Annotated in this window: 1 protein-coding gene and 1 pseudogene; both read right to left on the reverse strand. The window is 48.7% G+C overall.

The features are described 5' to 3' along the window. Positions 1 to 287: 287 nt before the first annotated feature. Positions 288 to 551 carry a TIGR02450 family Trp-rich protein gene (locus C7B77_RS28650; RefSeq protein ID WP_106313087.1) on the reverse strand — a complete coding sequence of 88 codons (264 nt, stop codon included), beginning with the start codon at positions 549 to 551 and terminating at the stop codon, positions 288 to 290. A 208-nt stretch (positions 552 to 759) separates the two neighbouring features. Further along, positions 760 to 2,172, reverse strand: a pseudogene (locus C7B77_RS28655) (ribonuclease catalytic domain-containing protein); the annotation flags it as partial. Positions 2,173 to 2,223: the final 51 nt, after the last annotated feature.

Consider the following 2,223-nt stretch of genomic DNA (forward strand, 5'->3'; position numbering starts at 1 on the left):
GTAAGATCTCGGTGTCGGCAGCGGCTAGTTGGGTAGGGGTAGCAGTTGGTTTGGGAGTATTGTTCTTCCTCTGCTTGGCTGGCTGTTCGGCATCGGCTGCTGGCTGTTTGGAAGAGATAATTGCCATATCAGATCGGAGATAAGCGATTTATCTTAATTATCTCAATTAATGGTCATACAATCCAGATTCAAGTTGCGACCTAGAACCTTAGTGGTTGTTAAATCCATCTGTAAGCCATTCAAAAAATTGATAATCGATCGAATTTACCACAAACCCACAATCGCACTTACTCGATAAAAACTAACTCATCTGGTTCTAATGCCATTTCCTCCAAAGATTGCCAGCCAGGTTGCCATTGACTGCGATCTTTGAATGCTTGGGCATTCAACCAAAATCTTACAGTGGGATCGCAGGAGGAAACCATCTCGGCAAATACCCACTTACCATCGTTACGACGATTGACTACTTGAAAATGCCGCCACCCCCACATTTTTTGGGTAGCAGTCCATTTTGAGCCGAGTAGATGTGGGAATTTTTGCTTTTTTGCCACAGATTTGCAGAGTTGGGAGTTGGGAGTTGGGAGTTGGGAGTTGGGAGTTGGGAGTTGAGAGTTGAGAGTTAACATTAGAAGGGAGGGAATTAGAGCGATGAGATAACCGTGCGTGGGTGTTATTTAATATGATTATCTCTAGATGAGTAAAATAGCCGATCGAAATTAAGTTACCAACAACTAAAATCTTCTACTCTCTACTCTCTATCTAAGCTAACGAGCTGACAGTTTGACCGGAAATCTCCCGCAGATGAATGATATCCTGGCGCGGATCGACGAGTGCGACTTGGACTTGGATTTGTTCGCCCAAATCTACCCAGCGATTGAACCGCATCGCCAGCTCGATGCCCAATTCTTCGATTAAGATTAGAGCCAGACTTTCGTCCTCGCGCAGCCAACGGAGGAATAAAGCATCCCACTCGCGATCGCCCGATCGATTGAGGTATTCTAAAGTCCAATAGCGATTGGTTTGGCGTTCGACCATTGTGGCTTCGTAAATACTCGTCCCCAAGCCCATCATGATTTCCTGCAATCGCTCGACGGTAAACGGTAACTCGTCGCCGCGCAGGTGAGCTTTGATTTGAAAATGGGAGAGTAAATCTGTATAGCGGCGAATTGGCGATGTCACTTGAGAATAGGTGTTTAAACCCAAGCTAGCGTGTCGAGAAGGCGTAGTTGCCATTTCGCTCCGAGGCATACAGCGACGCACGGCACAGGAGCGTGCGGGGCCGACTGGGATGAGAATCAGTTCTTCCTCTGGTGGGAGTTCTGGTTGGGGTTGTCCGCGATAGGGCAACGGGAGGGAATTGTCTTGTCCGTATTTGGCGGCGACTTCGCCAGCGAGAATCATCATTTCGGCGACTAAGCGGCGCGCGCGATTATCTTCAATCAGATCGATCGAGACTTTATCGCCGCTAACTTTGACGGTAGACTCAGGCATGTTGATATTAATCGAGCCTTGGGAGAGTCGCCACCGATCGCGAAGTTTAGCAGCTTTGGCGATCGATTCGATTTCGTTTTCGCCAGGAATCCGCAGTTGCAGCATTTCCTCGACGTCTTCATAAGTGAGCCTATAAGTCGGCTCGATCGTGCTTGTAGTTATCTCATATTCGGCCACTGCACCGCTTTCATCTAAGATTACCCCAAAACTTAAGGCACAGCATTTTTGCCCCTGTCGCAGGCTCATAGGCCCCGTAGCGAGTTCGGGCGGAAACATGGGAATCATCCCCGTCGGGAGATAAATTGTGACGGATCTTTTCCGCGCTTCGAGATCGAATTCATCGTTGGGCGATAATAATCGCGTGGGATCGGCAATATGAATCCACAGTTTTTGACGTCCGTCTGGCAATATTTCGACACTCAAGCCATCGTCGATTTCTTGGGTACTCTCATCATCGATCGTGTACACCTTGAGGTGAGTGAGATCGCGGCGGCGGGTTGCATCGAGATCGACAGGAGGATTTGTCAGTAATTCATGCGCCACAGTTAGCATCTTGTGTGAGAAGTGAACGGGAGTCTGAGAACGTCGCAGATGGATGTTTTCATGTATGTCCCACCATCCCAATTCCACGAGGAGCGAGAATACCGCAGGCTGGGTTTGCGACGCGTTGAGAGCGGACAGATATTAGCCCAGTTTGTGCGGGGGATTATCGGGATCGAGCACGGATTTTTC

This window comes from Chamaesiphon polymorphus CCALA 037, assembly GCF_003003845.1.
Lineage (GTDB): Bacteria > Cyanobacteriota > Cyanobacteriia > Cyanobacteriales > Chamaesiphonaceae > Chamaesiphon > Chamaesiphon polymorphus.